8 protein-coding genes and 2 pseudogenes are annotated in these 15,505 nt (G+C 59.4%); 5 read left to right on the top strand and 5 right to left on the bottom strand.

Features of this window, described 5'->3' with window-relative positions:
• Positions 1-161 precede the first annotated feature (161 nt).
• Positions 162-761 (bottom strand): annotated as a pseudogene (locus PMI37_RS32425) (methyl-accepting chemotaxis protein); the annotation flags it as partial.
• 303 nt (positions 762-1,064) lie between these two features.
• Positions 1,065-1,721 (bottom strand): annotated as a pseudogene (locus PMI37_RS32420) (MCP four helix bundle domain-containing protein); the annotation flags it as partial.
• Positions 1,722-2,063: 342 nt separating this feature from the next.
• Here PMI37_RS32420 and PMI37_RS02140 point away from each other — a divergent pair.
• Positions 2,064-2,294: a hypothetical protein gene (locus PMI37_RS02140; RefSeq protein ID WP_008077586.1), complete on the top strand. Its 231-nt coding sequence runs from the start codon at positions 2,064-2,066 to the stop codon at positions 2,292-2,294.
• The gene (locus PMI37_RS02135) at positions 2,291-2,596 is read left to right on the top strand and encodes a cell division protein ZapA (protein WP_008077585.1); all 306 of its coding nucleotides are present in this window, start codon (positions 2,291-2,293) and stop codon (positions 2,594-2,596) included. The genes PMI37_RS02140 and PMI37_RS02135 overlap by 4 nt, the downstream gene beginning before the upstream one ends.
• Before the next feature lie 59 nt (positions 2,597-2,655).
• Here the strand turns inward: PMI37_RS02135 and PMI37_RS02130 are convergent, their stop codons facing one another.
• On the bottom strand, positions 2,656-3,000 hold the full coding sequence (locus PMI37_RS02130; RefSeq protein WP_008077584.1) for a hypothetical protein: 345 nt from the start codon (positions 2,998-3,000) through the stop codon (positions 2,656-2,658).
• A 220-nt stretch (positions 3,001-3,220) separates the two neighbouring features.
• Between PMI37_RS02130 and PMI37_RS02125 the strand changes: the two genes are divergently transcribed.
• Positions 3,221-5,158 (top strand): methyl-accepting chemotaxis protein, encoded by a 1,938-nt coding sequence (locus tag PMI37_RS02125; protein ID WP_008077583.1) that lies wholly within the window; start codon positions 3,221-3,223, stop codon positions 5,156-5,158.
• Between the two features lie 119 nt (positions 5,159-5,277).
• On the opposite strand, the gene PMI37_RS02120 is transcribed toward PMI37_RS02125, so the two are convergent.
• Together PMI37_RS02120 and putA are read right to left on the bottom strand one after the other, a co-directional pair.
• A complete protein-coding gene (locus PMI37_RS02120) occupies positions 5,278-7,080 on the bottom strand; it encodes an acyl-CoA dehydrogenase (RefSeq protein ID WP_008077582.1) in 1,803 nt (600 codons plus the stop codon).
• Between the two features lie 258 nt (positions 7,081-7,338).
• Positions 7,339-11,292, bottom strand: a complete 3,954-nt coding sequence (putA, locus tag PMI37_RS02115; protein ID WP_008077580.1) for a trifunctional transcriptional regulator/proline dehydrogenase/L-glutamate gamma-semialdehyde dehydrogenase — start codon at positions 11,290-11,292, stop codon at positions 7,339-7,341.
• 456 nt (positions 11,293-11,748) lie between these two features.
• Between putA and putP the strand changes: the two genes are divergently transcribed.
• Both putP and PMI37_RS02105 read left to right on the top strand, forming a co-directional pair.
• Positions 11,749-13,233 (top strand): sodium/proline symporter PutP, encoded by a 1,485-nt coding sequence (gene putP, locus PMI37_RS02110; protein WP_008077579.1) that lies wholly within the window; start codon positions 11,749-11,751, stop codon positions 13,231-13,233.
• Between the two features lie 352 nt (positions 13,234-13,585).
• The coding region (locus PMI37_RS02105) for a type VI secretion system Vgr family protein (RefSeq protein ID WP_008077578.1) at positions 13,586-15,505 on the top strand (1,920 nt) is incomplete at its 3' end.

Below are 15,505 nucleotides of genomic sequence, written 5' to 3'. Positions count from 1 at the left end.
GAGTGATGACTGTGGCGAGGGGATTTATCTCCGTTGGGTGGCGAAGCCGCCCCAAACGCTGAGTGCGAGGTGTATCAGATACACCTCGCGCGAGGGATTTACGACTGCTGCGCAGCCGATCGGGGATAAATTCCCTCGCCACAAAGGAGTTTCTTCAGCAGTTAGAGGCTGAAACGCCCAACCATGTTGTTCAGATCCAGCGCCAGCCGCGACAGCTCGTTACTCGCCGCGCTCGTCTGATTCGCGCCGGTCGCCGATTGCACCGACAAATCACGAATGTTCACCAGGTTGCGATCCACTTCGCGCGCCACTTGCGCCTGCTCTTCGGCCGCGCTGGCGATCACCAGGTTGCGTTCGTTGATCTCGACGATCGCCGTGTTGATGGTGTCCAGCGACATGCCGGCGCCACGGGCGATGTTCAGCGTCGATTCGGCGCGCTCGGTGCTGTTGCGCATCGAATCCACGGCGTGCTCGGTGCCGCTCTGAATGCTGCCGATCATCCGTTCGATTTCACTGGTCGACTGCTGGGTGCGGTGCGCCAGGGCACGCACTTCATCCGCCACCACGGCAAAACCACGACCGGCTTCACCGGCACGCGCCGCTTCGATCGCCGCGTTCAGCGCCAGCAGGTTGGTCTGGTCAGCCAGGCCACGGATCACGTCGAGCACCTTGCCGATGTCACGGGATTCATTGGCCAGATCACCGATCAACGAGGCCGTGCTCTGCACATCGGCGCTCATGCGTTCGATGGCGCTGACCGTTTCCTGAACCAGATCACGACCGTCACCGGCCGACGTTGTGGCGTTCTTCGAGGCTTCCGACGTGCTCACGGCGTTGCGTGCGACTTCTTCCACGGCGCTGGTCATTTCATTGACCGCGGTGGCCGCTTGCTCGATTTCGTTGTTCTGCTGCGTCAGGCCGCGTGCGCTTTCATCGGTGACGCTGTTCAGCTCTTCCGCTGCCGACGCCAGTTGCGTGGCCGAACCGGAAATCCGCTGCAGGGTGTCACGCAGTTTCGCTTGCATCTTGGCCATCGCCGCCAGCAGGCGACCGGCTTCGTCGCTGCCATCGACGTGAATCGGCTGGGTCAGGTTGCCTTCGGCGATGGTTTCCGCAGCGTCCAGTGCTTTGGAGATTGGTTTGGTGATGCTGACGGTCAGCAGCCAGGCGAACAGGAACGTCAGACCGGTAGCGATCACCAACAGGGTCACGACCAGATTGAACGACATCGAATATTGCTCCGACGCGCCCTGGTCAGTCTCGGCGATCTGCTGAGTATTGATCTCCAGCAACCGCGCGAGCGCGGTGTTCACCGCCTCGGAGTTGGCCAACAGATCGGTGTTGAGCATCTGCCGCAACTCGTCGATCTGGTTATTGCGTGACAGGGTTTTCATGCGGTCTTCGAGCTGCCGGTACTGCGCCAGCAACTGCACATACTGCTCATAAGCCGCGCGCTCCTGCGGGCCGTCGATCAGTGGTTCGTAGGCGCGTTGGGCGTCGGTGATCTGCCGGTTGCGCATGTCGAACAGGTCCATGGTTTTCTGCTGTACGTCCGCCTCGCGGTTGATCAGCAAACGATAGGACAGCACGCGCAGACGCAAGGTCAGCTGGGTGAACTCATCAAGGGCTTTGATCGACGGCACGCTGGCGGTGGCGATGTCTTCGCCGGCCGCGCGGATTTTGCTCATCTGGTTCAGGGCGAACACGCCAAGAATCAACATCAGGCCGCCGATCAGGGCGAAGCCGGTGAACGCCCGAGGGGCGATATTCATATTGCGAAGGGACATGTGCGGATACCAGGAAGGGCCGCGTCCATGCGGGCTGAAACTGCTGTATGGGTGACTTATCGGTCAGCCCAATGAACTCTTTAGTCCATGTGCGTATTTGTCGCAGACAGCCTTGATCGACGAAGTGCAGGAACAAGATCGGCAAATCACAGTCTTTAAAGCTCGCGGGAACGCTCGCCCGCCAGGAAAATCAAGGCCTTGCGCCGGTTTAACCCTGGCATCCGTGGTGACTTTTCTTTATCGTACGCGCCCTTTGAAAATGCCTGGAAGATCAAAATGTTGGAAGCATCCCTCAGTCAATTGGAACAGCTCGTCAGCGACCTGGTGCAACAGAACCAAACCCTGGCGCAAACCAACCAGAATCTGTCCACGGAACTGGCTCAGGCCAAGGATGAAAACGAAAGCCTGCAACTGAACCTGATGGAACAGGAAGAAAAGCACGGCGCCACCGCAGCACGCATTCAAGCCCTGGTTGATCGCGTCAACGCCGGTCCTGTCAGCGCATGAACCACCACACAGCAGGGGTAAAAGTCATCTCCATTCTCGGGGAGGACTATTCGATCAAGGCACCGGCCGGGGAAGAACAGACCCTGCTGGACGCGGCACTGATGCTCAAGGCCGCTTTGGCCGACACCAAACGCAAATACCCGACGCTGATCGGCGACCGCTTGCTGGTGCTAGCAGCGATGAATCTGTGTTCGCAGCAGATCGAAATGAAGAAGCTGCACCAGGAAGAACTCGACCGTTACCAAGAGCAAGTCAGCGCCACGGTCGACACCATCGCCAAGACTATCGGCCAGCAAGGCTGATGAAGGTAAAGGGCGCCTCTGGGTCAGGAGGCGTCACTATCTTCGAAGCAGACAAATGATCATACCTTGTCCCAAGTGGCGTATTTGACCCATAGGTGGCCGTCTTTTTGGTACCACACTGAGTCTGCCACGCTGATGTTTCCGTTCGAGTTCCTGTAGTCACCCTCGCGTATAAGATTACTGAACTCCTCGTGGGTAATTGAATGTGTGGTAGTGGAGGTTTCGCCAGTGTCCAAGGTAATTTGGACGAGATAATGGCTGCCGCTCACCTGAAATTCTTTTTTGACGACACTGTGTTTTTCTCCGGCGATCCTGACCTCGTCTCCAACATTCACAAATTTTAGAACGGCGTCGGTTTCCTGGGTGGTCAGTGGCTGTGAGAATTCCAATGGTTCGTCGTGCATGACGGCCCCTCTCTGCTTGATGCAATCGAGATGTGCGTGCCTAAATTGGCACTTCTCAAAACATACCCAGCTATTCGATGCTTGTAACCTGTTAGATATGACAGTTTTTTCTTGTTTGCATGCGAAACAAGCTGCTGATTGAGATTGATTTTCTGTGTCTTTGTATACAATCGGCACGACAGTTGCAGTGTTTCCGCCTCTTATCTCCTGGGGGTGCTCCATGCAGTTGTGGCGACGCAGTATTCAATGGCAGCTGATTCTCAGCATGGGCACCGCCCTGCTGGTCAGTATCCTGATCGTGGTTGGCATTTATACCCTGGTAGTCAATCGCCTCGCCCAGAGCTATCTGGTCGAGCAAGCCCTGCCGTCGAGCATCGAAGCGACGCGCAACGACATTGAACGTATCCTTGTTCAGCCGCTGACGGCGGCCAAGGACATTGCCAGCAACACCATGGTTCGCGACTGGCTCGCATCGGGTGAAGACAGCGGCAAAACAGCAGCCTTTGCGCAGTATCTGGAAGGCATCCGCGCCGAACACAAAGCGTTTACCGCTTTGATCATCGGCACCGATTCCAATCATTACATCACCGAAAAAGGCCTGGATCGCACCCTCAGTCGCTCCAAACCGGCCGATGCCTGGTTCTATTCTTTCCTCGACAGCAATCAGCCGCGCACCTTGAATATCGACAACGACGGGGCCACTGGAGAGTTGGCGCTGTTCATCGATTTGAAGGTCGAGCAGGCCGGCAAAGTGGTGGGTGTGGCGGGGCTTGGGCTGAGCATGAAAGAGCTCTCGGAGCTGATTCACAACTTCAGCTTCGGTGAGCGCGGCAAGGTCTATCTCGTGCGTTCCGACGGTTTGATCCAGGTGCATCCCGAAGCGCAGTTCAGTGGTAAACGCACCTTGACCGAGCAGATCGGCGCCAATGCAGCGCAGGCCGTCATGGGCCAAAAAACGGCGATCAGCAGCAGCTTCCAGAGGGATGGCGAAGACTTCCTCGCCTTCAGCCTGCCCTTGCGTGATTTAGGCTGGACCCTCGTGGCCGAAGTGCCGCAATCACAGATCTACGCCGAGGCCCGCAAAGCGATGTGGATGAGCGGCGGAATCGGTCTGGCGGTGGCGTTGGTGTGCCTCGCCCTGGTGGTGTGGCTGGCGCAAGGTCTGGTGCGGCCGATTCGTCAGGTAACAGCCGCGCTGGTAGCAATCGGTAGCGGTGGGGGAGATTTGACCCACCGGTTAGATTCCAGTCGCGCTGACGAACTGGGCGACCTCGCCCGGGGTTTCAACAGTTTCCTCGACAGTCAGCGCGGGATGATCGGCGAAGTGCTGGCCACCAGCGAGCGTTTGCGCACCGCTGTCGGGCAGGTGGCGAAAGTCGTCGAGAACACCGCAGAGCGTTCCGGTCGTCAGCAGGAAATGACTGACATGGTCGCGACGGCGGTTCATGAAATGGGCCTGACCGTGCAGGAAATCGCGCAGAACGCTGGCAACGCGGCGCTTGCCTCGCAAACCGCGCGCGATGAAGCGATGCAGGCGCGGGAAGTGGTCGGTGGCTCGATTCGGCATATTGAAAGCATGTCGGACGAGATTGGCTTGGCGGCAGGCGCGGTGGGTGAGCTGGCGCATCAAGTGGCATCGATCGACTCGGTGCTGGCGGTGATTCGCGGGGTGTCCGAGCAAACGAATTTGCTGGCGCTCAACGCGGCAATCGAAGCAGCGCGTGCTGGCGACATGGGCCGGGGTTTTGCCGTCGTCGCCGATGAAGTGCGCACCTTGGCGCGGCGCACGCAGGCGTCAACCGACGAGATTCAGCAGATGATCGGCAGCCTTAAACAGGGCGCGGAAAACGCGGTGTCGTCGATGCGCACCGGGCAAGCAGCGACGGGTACCGGGGTTGAGTCGAGCCAGCGTACCGGGGCTTCATTGACTGCGATTACCGGGCAGGTCGAGCGCATCAGCGACATGAACCATCAGGTGGCGACGGCGACGGAAGAGCAGTCGGCGGTGACCGAAGAGATCAACCGCAATGTGCAGGGGATTTCCGATCTGGCGCGGGCGACGGCGGGTGAGGTTCGGGCTTGTCGTGAAGACTGCCAGATGTTGCAGAAACTGGCGGATGATCTGGCGCGGCAGATGGGTGGGTTCAAATTGAGCTGAGAGGTGCATTGTTTGAGCTGACGCCATCGCGAGCAGGCTCACTCCTACAGGGGAAAGCGTTCCAAATGTAGGAGTGAGCCTGCTCGCGATTGGATTTCAGCCACTACAAATATCCCGGATCAGAACCACGCATCCTGCATCGCCAGGCACGTATCATCCCGCGTCTCCAGCAGCGCCAGCTCATGATGGCAACCCGGTACTTCCCAGGTCAGGAAATACCGCGCCGCCTGCAACTTGCCCTTATAAAAGTCGGCATCCGCCGCATTGCCCTTGGCCAATCCTTCCTCGGCACGAATCGCCTGTTCCAGCCAGCGCCAGCCAATCACCGTGTGCCCGAACACTTTCAGGTACAACGCCGAATTCGCCAGACTGCTGTTGACCTTGCCCTGCGCCAGATCGGTCAGCAAACCAATGGTCACCGTTTGCAGGCGCGCCACTAGTTTTTCCAGTGGTTCACGCAGTGCGGTCAGCGATTCATACGCTGTCGCGCGCTCAGCAGTGTTGGCAATCAGGCGAATCAGTTGTTTAAGTCCCGCACCACCGTTCTGCGCCAATTTACGCCCAAGCAAGTCCAGCGACTGAATACCGTGGGTGCCTTCATGGATCGGGTTCAAGCGGTTATCGCGGTAGTACTGCTCCACCGGGTATTCACGGGTATAACCGTGGCCACCAAGAATCTGGATCGCCAGTTCGTTGGCTTTCAGGCAGAACTCCGATGGCCAGGATTTGACGATCGGTGTCAGCAAATCCAGCAACTCATGCGCCTGTTTACGCTCGGCTTCAGACTCAAGCGTGGTGGTGTCATCGAACAACCGAGCGGCATACAAACCGAGGTCAAAGGCGCCTTCGACGTAGGATTTTTGCGTTAGCAGCATGCGTCTGACGTCCGCGTGCTGAATGATCGCTACCGGCGCAGTGGTCGGGTCCTTGCTATCCGGTACGCGACCCTGTGGACGTTCGCGGGCGTACTCCAGCGAGTACAGGTAACCGGCGTAACCGAGCATCACCGCACCCATGCCGACGCCAATCCGCGCCTCGTTCATCATTTGGAACATGTAGCTCAAACCGCGATGTGGCTCGCCGACCAGATAACCGATGCACTCACCGTTATCGCCGAAGTTCAGCGCTGTGGAGGTGGTGCCGCGCCAGCCCATCTTGTGGAACAACCCGGCCAGCAGCACGTCATTGCGTTGGCCGAGGCTGCCGTCATCGTTGACCAGAAACTTCGGCACGATGAACAACGAAATGCCTTTAACGCCCGCAGGCGCGTCCGGCAGTTTGGCCAGGACCATGTGCACGATGTTTTCCGAGAGCGGGTGATCGCCGCCGGAAATGAAGATCTTGTTGCCCTTGAGGCGATAGCTGCCGTCAGACGCCGGCTCGGCGCGTGTACGAATATCCGACAGCGACGAACCGGCGTGGGGTTCGGTCAGGGCCATGGTGCCGAAGAAGCGCCCGTCGATCATCGGTTGCAGGAAGCGTTGTTTCTGCTCGTCGGTGCCAAAGCTTTCAATCAGATTTGCCGCGCCCATGGTCAGGAACGGGTAAGACGTCGAAGCGGCGTTGGCCGACTGGAAATGCGCGAAGCAGGCTTGCGACAGCAATGTAGGAAGTTGCATGCCGCCGGCGTCGAAACTTCTCGCGGCGTTGAGGAATCCAGCCTCAAGGAAGGCATCCACCGCCGGTTTCACTTCAGGAATCAGAATCGCCTTGCCGTCTTCATAGCGCGGCTCGTTCTCGTCACCCTTGCGGTTGTGCGGCGCGAAGTACTTCTCGGCGATGTTGCGCGCGGTGCCGATGGCGGCGTCGAAGGTCTCGCGGTTGTGCTCGGCAAAGCGCTCACGCCGGGTCAGGCCCTCGGCATCAAGGACTTCATACAGCTCGAAAGCCAGATTGCGGGAACTGAGCAGCGTCTCGGACATGGCGGCCTACCTGAAATTGGGGTTGGGCCGAGTCTAGGCTTGCTGATAAAGGCTGAACAGGATGATTGATGGGCGTGATGTTGGAGCCGCGCGCCGACTTAACAAACACCCCAAAACACTGTGGGAGCTGGCTTGCCAGCGATGGCGGCAGTTCAGTCAACATTAACGGTGACTGACACATCGCTATCGCTGGCAAGCCAGCTCCCACAGGGATTATTGCTATGCCGGGCACCGATGCAGGTGCCCGGCTTTTCGGTATTAGCCGATAGTCATCAGGCTGGCATTACCACCCGCTGCCGCAGTGTTAACGCTCAACGCCCGCTCGATCACCAGACGCTCCAGCGCAATGTTGGTCTCGCCCTGGGACAAGCCCTGAACCCCAACGATCGCGCCGGCACGCTTGGCAATCTGCTGGCAAACGCCGCGCAACTGGTCGGAATGGCCGTGATGCAGAACCGCATCGAACACCACCTCATCCTTGTTCCAGTCAGCAACCAGCTTGATCCGCGCCTGAATGTCCTTCGGCAGGCGTGCGAACAACGCCTTGCTGATGTCGGACTCCGGCCATACCGCCGAACCGCCTACGGCCAGCACTGCTGCCAGTTGCGTCAGCAGATCGCCTTCAACCTCGGCCAAGCACAGCACGTGCTCACGCGGCAGAATCGCGTAGCTGTTTTTCTCACCGGTCGGGCCGGCCAGTACGCGGGTGATGCCGCTCTGCGATTGCGCCGCGTACTGCACGCACAGCGTGCTCAAGTCGGCGTACTTGCTGCTTTCAGCCCAAGCTTTCAGGGCGTTCAGCGGTTTGCTCATGGCGTCGCGCAAACGAACGTCCGGGGCGACAACAGCATCACCGCGAGCGAAGGATTGTTCGATGGCGTCGGTAGGACGTGTCGCCAGCAAACGGTACAGGTACAGCGGGCCACCGGCTTTCGGGCCAGTACCGGACAAACCTTCGCCGCCGAATGGCTGCACGCCGACCACAGCGCCAACGATGTTGCGGTTGACGTAGACGTTACCGGCATTGACGTTGTCGATCACCTTGGCGATGGTCTCGTCGATGCGCGTGTGTACGCCCAAGGTCAGGCCATAACCGGACGCGTTGATCTGGCCGATCAGTTGATCGATCTCTTTGCGCTTGTAGCGCACCACGTGTAGCACCGGACCGAAGATCTCGCGTTGCAGCTCGTCGAAGCTTTCCAGTTCGATCAGGGTCGGCATGACGAAGGTGCCGCGTTTGACCTCTTCGGTGTCGGCGATCGCTACCTGGTAAACATTGCGACCTTTATCGCGCATGCCCTGGATGTGCTTGTCGATGCCTGCCTTGGCTTCGGCGTCGATCACCGGGCCGATGTCCACGGACAGGCGCTCCGGGTTGCCGAGACGGCTTTCCGCCATGGCACCTTTGAGCATTTCGATGACACGATCCGCGGAATCTTCCTGCAAGCACAGTACCCGCAGCGCCGAGCAACGCTGACCGGCGCTGTCGAAGGCCGAGGACACCACGTCGATCACAACTTGTTCGGTCAGTGCCGAGGAGTCGACGATCATCGCGTTCTGGCCACCGGTTTCGGCGATCAGCGGAATCGGGCGGCCCTGGCTATCGAGACGTCCAGCGATGTTGCGTTGCAGCAGACGCGCGACTTCGGTGGAACCGGTGAACATCACGCCTTTGACGCGCTCATCGCCAACCAGACCGGCGCCGACGGTTTCACCGCGACCCGGCAGCAGTTGCAGCACGCCTTCCGGGATGCCAGCTTCGAGCAGCAAACGCACGGCTTGCGCGGCCACCAGCGGAGTTTGCTCGGCAGGCTTGGCCAATACCGGGTTACCGGCAGCCAATGCCGCAGCGACTTGGCCGCTGAAGATTGCCAGTGGGAAGTTCCACGGGCTGATGCATACGACTGGGCCCAATGGACGGTGGGCGTCGTTGCTGAAATCGTTGCGCGCCTGCACCGCGTAGTAACGCAGGAAATCGACGGCTTCGCGGACTTCGGCGATGGCGTTGGCGAAGGTCTTGCCGGCTTCGCGAGCCAGCAGGCCCATCAGTGGCTGGATCTCGCCTTCCATCAAGTCAGCGGCACGTTCCAGAATCGCTGCACGCTCGGCGGGCGGGGTGGCCTGCCAGATCGGTGCTGCGTTCAGCGCGCATTGAATGGCGTTGTCGACGTCTTCGACAGTGGCTTCCTGAACATGACCGACCACATCACGGTGATCCGCCGGGTTCAGCACGGCTGCCGGGGTTTCAGTGCTGGAAGCGCAACCGAGCATCGGCGCAGCTTTCCAGTCGGTGTGGGCAGTGGCGAGCAAGGCGCAGGACAGCGAAGCCAGACGATGTTCGTTGGCCATGTCGATGCCGCTGGAGTTGGCACGTTCGGCACCGTACAGGTCACGCGGCAGCGGAATGCGCGGGTGCGGCAGGCCGAAACCACCTTCCACGGTCGCCATCTGCTCGATCTGCGCCACTGGATCGGCCACCAGCTCCTGAATCGAAATCGACTGATCGGCAATACGGTTGACGAACGAAGTGTTCGCGCCGTTTTCCAGCAAGCGACGTACGAGGTAGGCGAGCAGGGTCTCGTGAGTACCGACCGGCGCGTACACGCGGCACGGACGGTTCAGCTTGCCTTCGGAAACTTTGCCTACAACTTGTTCGTAAAGCGGTTCGCCCATGCCGTGCAGGCACTGGAATTCGTACTGGCCGGGGTAATAGTTCTGACCGGCAATGTGGTAAATGGCCGACAGGGTGTGGGCGTTGTGCGTGGCGAACTGCGGGTAAATGACTTCCGGTACCGACAGCAGTTTGCGTGCGCAAGCGATGTAGGAAACGTCGGTGTACACCTTGCGGGTGTACACCGGATAGCCTTCCAGGCCTTCGACCTGGGCGCGCTTGATTTCGCTGTCCCAGTACGCGCCTTTCACCAGACGGATCATCAGGCGATGACGGCTGCGACGGGCCAGATCGATCACGTAGTCGATCACGTACGGGCAACGCTTCTGGTAAGCCTGGATGACGAAACCGATGCCGTTCCAGCCGGTCAGTTGCGGCTCGAAGCAGAGGCGCTCAAGCAGATCCAGCGACAGTTCGAGGCGGTCGGCTTCTTCGGCGTCGATGTTCAGGCCGATATCGTATTGCTTGGCAAGCAGGGTCAGCGACAGCAGTCGCGGGTACAACTCGTCCATCACACGTTCGTACTGCGCACGGCTGTAACGCGGGTGCAGTGCCGACAGCTTGATGGAGATGCCCGGGCCTTCATAAATCCCACGACCGTGGGAGGCTTTGCCGATCGAGTGAATGGCTTGTTCGTACGACGCCAGGTACTTCTGCGCGTCGTGTTCGGTCAGCGCCGCTTCACCGAGCATGTCGTAGGAATAACGGAAGCCCTTGGCTTCGAACTTGCTCGCATTGGCCAGCGCTTCGGCGATGGTTTCGCCGGTGACGAACTGCTCGCCCATCAGGCGCATGGCCATGTCGACGCCCTTGCGGATCATCGGCTCGCCGCTCTTGCCGATGATGCGGCTCAGCGACGAGGTCAGGCCGGCTTCGTTGTGCGTCGAGACCAGTTTGCCGGTCAGCAGCAGGCCCCAGGTGGCGGCGTTGACGAACAGCGACGGGCTGTTGCCCAAGTGCGGATGCCAGTTACCGGTGCTGATCTTGTCGCGGATCAGCGCATCGCGAGTGCCCTTGTCCGGGATACGCAGCAGCGCTTCGGCCAGGCACATCAGTGCCACGCCTTCCTGGGACGACAAGGAAAATTCCTGCAGCAGACCCTGAACAATGCCTGCACGACCGCCGGCACTTTTCTGGTTACGCAGTTTTTCCGCGATGGAGGCAGCAAGCTTGTTGGTAGCTTCAGCCATGGCGACCGGCAGGCGGGCCTGTTCGATCAGCATCGGCACCACTTCCGGCTCGGGGCGACGGTAAGCAGCGGTGATCGAAGCGCGCAGAACGGACTGCGGCAGGATGCTCTCGGCAAATTCGAGGAAGCATTGGTGGGCGTGATCGGTGTGGACTTCGCCTGCCTCATCGGCGTCCTTGGCGGTCAAACCGTTCAGCTCGGTCAGGGTTGCACCACCCTCGAGTTTCTCCAGGTAATTGAAAATTGCCTGCTTGATCAGCCAGTGCGGTGTGCGATCAATCGAGGTCGCGGCCGCCTTCAGGCGCTCGCGTGTCGGGTCATCGAGTTTGACCCCAAGGGTGGTGGTAGCCATATTTTTATCCTCATGGTTGCCACAGTTGCGTGGCATCAGCTGGCCGCAAGATTAGCCGCGCGCTGAAAGAGGTGCAACCGGGTGCAACCCTTTTTTTGTCGGAAAAATAAACGCTTCGTCAGGAATTATTTTCTGGTACTGAAGTGCCGCACTTGCTTGGTGCTTTTGCTTCTAGCAAAGCGCTCGGACTGCGCTAAAAGGGAGCAAAAACCGCTTATTTCTCGGTATATCCGACTAGGTGCAACTAATTCTCACGAAACTGGTTGCACCTTTTTTACTTTGTTGCATAGCATTCGCGCCCAAGGTGCAACCGGTATAAACCGGTGCATCGGCTGGTGGCTTTCCTGGGGAAACATCAGTCCTAAATGCGCGGGATCTGAAATCGTCTGCCAAACGTCGTCGTTTGCGTGCGGTTGATCACCGCTGCTACATAAAAACAAAGCCAGGGCGTAACTAATGAGCGTAAGCAATCCAACACTGATCACGTTCGTGATCTACATCGCAGCAATGGTGCTGATCGGCTTCATGGCCTATCGCTCCACCAACAACCTTTCTGACTATATTCTTGGCGGCCGTAGCCTGGGCAGCGTTGTTACTGCACTGTCTGCCGGTGCTTCCGACATGAGCGGCTGGTTGCTGATGGGCCTGCCGGGCGCCATCTACATGTCCGGTCTGTCCGAAAGCTGGATCGCCATCGGCCTGATCGTCGGTGCCTACCTGAACTGGTTGTTCGTCGCCGGCCGTCTGCGCGTGCAGACCGAGCACAACGGTGATGCCCTGACCCTGCCGGACTACTTTTCCAGCCGTTTCGAAGATAAAAGCGGCTTGCTGCGCATTATTTCGGCCATCGTGATTCTGGTGTTCTTCACCATTTACTGCGCATCCGGCATCGTCGCTGGCGCCCGTCTGTTCGAAAGCACCTTCGGCATGTCCTACGAGACCGCGCTGTGGGCCGGTGCTGCAGCGACAATTGCCTACACCTTCGTCGGCGGTTTCCTCGCGGTAAGCTGGACTGACACCGTACAAGCCACGCTGATGATTTTCGCGCTGATCCTCACGCCGATCATCGTGCTGCTGGCCACCGGTGGCGTCGACACCACGTTCCTGGCGATCGAAGCACAGGACCCAAGCAACTTCGACATGCTTAAAGGCACCACCTTCATCGGCATCATCTCGCTGATGGGCTGGGGTCTGGGCTACTTCGGTCAGCCGCACATCCTCGCGCGTTTCATGGCGGCGGATTCGGTGAAATCGATCGCCAAGGCGCGTCGCATCTCCATGACCTGGATGATCCTGTGCCTGGGCGGCACCGTGGCGGTGGGCTTCTTCGGTATCGCGTACTTCTCGGCGCACCCGGAAGTGGCCGGTCCCGTCACCGAGAACCACGAGCGTGTGTTCATCGAACTGGCGAAAATCCTCTTCAACCCATGGATTGCCGGTGTGTTGCTGTCGGCGATTCTGGCCGCTGTGATGAGCACCCTGAGCTGCCAGTTGCTGGTGTGCTCGAGCGCCCTGACCGAAGACTTCTACAAAACCTTCCTGCGTAAATCCGCTTCGCAACTGGAGCTGGTCTGGGTCGGCCGCGCCATGGTGCTGTTGGTTGCCCTGATCGCCATCGCCTTGGCGGCCAACCCGGAAAACCGCGTACTGGGCCTGGTGTCCTACGCCTGGGCTGGTTTCGGTGCCGCGTTCGGTCCGGTGGTGCTGATCTCGGTAATCTGGAAAGGCATGACCCGCGACGGTGCACTGGCCGGTATCCTGGTCGGCGCAATCACTGTTGTGGTGTGGAAGCATTTCGAGGTGATGGGTCTGTACGAAATCATCCCGGGCTTCATCTTCGCCAGCCTGGCCATCTTCATCGTCAGCAAGCTCGGCTCGCCGACCACTGGCATGGTGCAGCGCTTCGAAGCGGCGGAAAAAGATTTCCACCTGAACAAGTAATTGTTCTGAGCTGACGCTCACCCGAAAACGGCCCGTTTCCTACAGGAGACGGGCCGTTTTTTATTGCCTGCAATTTCTTGCGGACACTGGAGAAACCTGTGGGAGCTGGCTTGCCAGCGATGAGGTCGACACATCCAACACATTGGGTGACTTACACACCACCATCGCTGGCAAGCCAGCTCCCACAGGGTTTGGTGGTGAAGTTGGGGGATTTGTCTGTAGTCGAAGGCGCCGGTTTTTGCAGGGGCTTTCGTAAATGGAAGTAGGGCAAATCTGATTTCCCCATCACCCACTCAATACCCCTTGCCCCTCATGCAGAATCGCCCGCCCTCACTCTGCAGAGAAACATCGGATGTTCGCGCCTGCCAATCAACCGCGCTTCACGTTGACCCTCGAAGGCGCCCAACATGACCTCAAGGTCCTTGAGTTCACGGGTAAGGAAGCCATCAGCCAACCCTTTCGTTTCGAGCTGGAGCTGGTCAGTGAGCGACCCGATCTGGACCTTGAAAGCCTGCTGCACTGTCAGGCGTTTCTGAGTTTTGATGCCGACGGTTCCGGCGTCCACGGTCAGATTTATCAGGTCGGGCAGGGCGATTCCGGGAAACGTCTGACGCGTTATCACGTGAGCCTGGTACCGCGTCTGACGTACCTTGGGCATCGGATCAATCAGCGTATTTTTCAGCACCTCAGCGTTCCGCAAATCATTGAGCGGATCCTCAAGGATCACGCGATCCTGCGCGATGCCTTCCAGTTCCAACTCGGCAGCGACTACCCGCCGCGTGATTATTGTGTGCAGTACGCCGAGAGTGATCTGGCGTTCATCCAGCGCTTGTGCGCTGAAGTCGGCATTCATTACCACTTTCAGCACAGCCCGGAAGGCCACTTGTTGGTGTTCGGCGATGACCAGACCGTGTTTCCGCGACTCGCCGAGCCGACGCTGTATCTGCCCGGCAGCGGCATGGCCGGTGGCGCCCCGGCGATCAAGCGTTTCAACGTGCGCGTGGAAACCCGCAGCAGCGTGGTCACGCGGCGCGACTACAACTTCATCAAGCCGCGCCTGCAACTGGAAAGTCGCGTTGACGGCGAGCAACGCCCGGTACTGGAGGATTACCACTTTCCCGGCCAATTCAACGACCGTGAAACCGGCAAGCACCTCGCCCAGCGCGCACTCGAAAGGCACGTTGCCGATTACCGTCAGGCCGAAGGCATCAGCGACGAATCCTCGCTGGTGTGCGGACATTTCCTACAGCTCACTGACCATCCGCGCCACGACTGGAATGATCTGTGGCTACTCACCGCCGTCGAGCACCATGGCCGTCAGCCGCAAGTGCTGGAGGAATCGGTCACCAGTGATGGGGAAGAATTCCAGGGGTACCGTAATACCTTTCTCGCCACGCCGTGGGCAGTGTTCTTTCGCCCGCCGCTGGGCCCGGAAAAACCGCGAATGCTCGGTTATCAACCGGCGGTTGTCACCGGCCCGAAAGACACCGAGATCCACTGTGATGAGTATGGCCGGGTCAAAGTGCAATTGGCCTGGGATCGTGATGGCGAGCTGAACGAGCATTCCAGTTGCTGGCTGCGCGTTGCCACCGGCTGGGCCCATGATCGTTATGGCAGCGTGCTGATTCCACGGGTCGGCATGGAAGTACTGGTCGGCTTCATCGACGCCGATGCCGACAAACCGCTGGTGATGGGCTGTCTGCCCAACGCCGCGACGCCGGTGCCGCTCGATCTTCCGGCCGACAAGACTCGCAGTATCTTCCGCAGCCAAAGCAGCCCTGGCGGCGGCGGTTACAACGAACTGCGCATCGAGGATCGCAAAGGCGCCGAAGAAATCTACCTGCGCGCCCAGCGCAACTGGACGCAGCACGTGTTGCACGATCAACAGGTGCAGGTCGATAACCAGCGCAGCATTGTCGTCACCGGCACCGCGCGGCATGAATTGAAGGCCGATGAACAACGCATCACCCACGGCCAGCGGCAAACCGCAGTGCGGCAGGACGATCACCTGAGCGTGACCGGCGACCGGCATATTCGTGTCAGCAGTCAGGCGCTCAGTGCCAGCGGGCAATTTCATGTCAGCGCTGGCCAGCAAGTGGTCATCGATGGTGGTGCGAGCGCAACCATTCAGGCCGGTGGGCAGTGGATCAACATCGGCCCTGGGGGGATTTTCAGCAGCGTGCCGATCATGGTCGGTGGCGCACCGATGGTGCCCATGAGTGCCGCGCCCGTTATGCCGGGGTTGCCGGAGAAACTGGCGGCAGCGCCCGCC

The sequence above is a fragment of the Pseudomonas sp. GM80 genome (assembly GCF_000282515.1).
In the GTDB taxonomy this organism is placed as follows: Bacteria; Pseudomonadota; Gammaproteobacteria; order Pseudomonadales; family Pseudomonadaceae; genus Aquipseudomonas.
The sequence above is the reverse complement of the archived record's forward strand: the minus strand, read 5'-3'. Positions and strand labels throughout refer to the sequence as shown.

Bases quoted from the DNA above. Each gene is read 5' to 3' on its own strand.
- PMI37_RS02140 (WP_008077586.1), top strand. From the start codon at position 2,064: ATGTTGGAAGCATCCCTCAGTCAATTGGAACAGCTCGTCAGCGACCTG.
- PMI37_RS02135 (WP_008077585.1), top strand. From the start codon at position 2,291: ATGAACCACCACACAGCAGGGGTAAAAGTCATCTCCATTCTCGGGGAG.
- PMI37_RS02130 (WP_008077584.1), bottom strand. From the start codon at position 3,000: ATGCACGACGAACCATTGGAATTCTCACAGCCACTGACCACCCAGGAA.
- PMI37_RS02125 (WP_008077583.1), top strand. From the start codon at position 3,221: ATGCAGTTGTGGCGACGCAGTATTCAATGGCAGCTGATTCTCAGCATG.
- PMI37_RS02120 (WP_008077582.1), bottom strand. From the start codon at position 7,080: ATGTCCGAGACGCTGCTCAGTTCCCGCAATCTGGCTTTCGAGCTGTAT.
- putA (WP_008077580.1), bottom strand. From the start codon at position 11,292: ATGGCTACCACCACCCTTGGGGTCAAACTCGATGACCCGACACGCGAG.
- putP (WP_008077579.1), top strand. From the start codon at position 11,749: ATGAGCGTAAGCAATCCAACACTGATCACGTTCGTGATCTACATCGCA.